Source organism: Rhodococcus sp. EPR-157 (assembly GCF_001647195.1).
Classification (GTDB): Bacteria; Actinomycetota; Actinomycetes; order Mycobacteriales; family Mycobacteriaceae; genus Rhodococcoides.
In genome coordinates this window covers 1-1,973 of record NZ_LVCV01000537.1, presented here as the reverse complement: position 1 = coordinate 1,973, position 1,973 = coordinate 1, and the positions used below count along the sequence as shown (strand labels likewise).

The following is a 1,973-nucleotide window of genomic DNA, read 5'->3' as shown; positions in this document are numbered from 1 at the left end:
GACGCTCTGGCCGGCGGACCTGCCGCGGGGGCACTGGTCAAGGCAGTGAAGGAGCGACTGCTCGGCGTTCCTGACCACGGTATCGGGTACGGCATGCTGCGGTATCTCGACGCAGACTCCGGTGATGTACTGGCGCAGTACAGCGCTCCGCAGATCAGCTTCAACTACCTCGGTCGCTACAGCGCCGGGATCCCCGAGAATCTCCGGGGTGTCGGTTGGCTGCCGGTCGAGGACGACGAGATCGGCGATGTCCAGAACCAGGATCTGCCGGTGTCGGCGGCGCTCGACATCAACGCAGTCACCACCACCGGACGCGATGGCGACGCGCTGAAGGCGACGTTCGCATACCCAACGGGTGTACTGCGACGCGAGGACATCGAAGAGTTGGCGGAACTGTGGGTTTCCGCGCTGACCGCACTGACTCGCCACATACATGATCCGAGCGCAGGTGGATTCACCCCGTCCGATCTCGATCTCGTTGCGCTCGATCAGAAGTCGATCGACGACGTCGAACGCCGATACCCCGCGCTCGTCGACATCTGGTCGATGTCTCCGCTGCAATCCGGCATGTTGTTCCATGCCGAGCTGTCCGACCAGACCGTCGACGCCTACGTCGTTCAACTCGTGATGGCTCTCACCGGTTCGGTGGACAAGGCGAGACTTCGGCGTGCCGCACAGGCTCTGCTCGACCGCCACTCGAATCTCCGAACGGCGTTCGTGCACGATTTGGAGGGCGAGTCCATTCAGGTCGTCGAGCGTGACGTCGACGTCCCCTGGCACGACATCGACTTGACGTCTTTGAACGAGACCGACACAGCCGAAGAGCTCGAACGAATCATGGCAGCCGACCGGGCCACCCGATTCAACATGGCAGTGGCGCCGCTTCTCCGCTTCACGTTCATCGAGGTGGGCGACGCCGACTGGCGTGTCGTGCTGACCAATCACCACATTCTCATCGACGGCTGGTCGACGCCCCTCATCATTCGCGAGCTACTGACGCTGTACGCGACCGACGCCGACGACTCGGTATTGCCTCGTGTTCCTGCGTACCGCGACTACCTCGCGTGGATGAGCCGACGTGACAGCGCGAGTGCGCGCGACGCGTGGGTATCCGCACTGTCCGGATTGTCGGAACCGACGTTACTGACTCCAGTCGAGAGTCGCCGTCAGGAGTCGACACGGGCGGGACGTGCGTTGACCTCACTGGACGCGCCGTCGACCGCGCGCCTGAGGACAGTTGCGCGCGAACGCGGAGTCACCGTGAACACCCTCGTTCAGGCCGCGTGGGGAACCGTCTTGGCAACCTTGACCGGCCGAACGGATGTGTTGTTCGGCGCGACAGTGTCCGGACGGCCGCCGGAGATCAATGACATCGAGTCGATGATCGGCCTGTTCATCAATACTCTGCCCGTCCGAGTGACCCTCGATCCGCGGGAGACGTTGAGCGAGTTCATCGTTCGACTCCAGTCCGAGCAGGCGGGGCTTCTCGACCACCACTACCTGGGCCTTACCGAGATCCAGCGTGCCGTCGGGCCGGTCGTCGCGTTCGACACACTGACGGTGTTCGAGTCCTACCCTGTCGACCGTGCCGGGTTGACCGACGAAACCGATATCGCCGGTTTGCGCGTATCGGACATCGTCGACGGAAGTGACACGGCCCAGTACCCGCTCACCCTCGTTGCGATGGTCGACGAGCGCCTTCACATCGAGGCCAAGTACCTCCCGGAATTGTTCGAGGCGCACGACGTCGACGTGATCGTCGAGCGGATCGTACGGGTGCTCGAAGCGTATGCGACGCAACCCGAACTGCGCGTCGGGCAGTTGCAGTTGCTCTCGGATTCCGAGCGCGCGTCGTTGATGCCAGTGTCCAGTGCTGCGTCGGCAAGTGGTGTGTCGGTGGGTGGTCGGGTGTTGTCGGAGGTGTTTTCTTCGGCGGTGGGTGTTGCTGGTGTCGATGCTGTGGCGTTGGTTGC

General features: G+C 63.2%; 1 protein-coding gene. It reads left to right on the top strand.

The genetic code is table 11. The features are described 5' to 3' along the window. Nucleotides 1-1,973, top strand: a 1,973-nt coding sequence (locus A2J03_RS23945; RefSeq protein ID WP_231912694.1) for a condensation domain-containing protein, incomplete at both ends; no start/stop codon positions are given.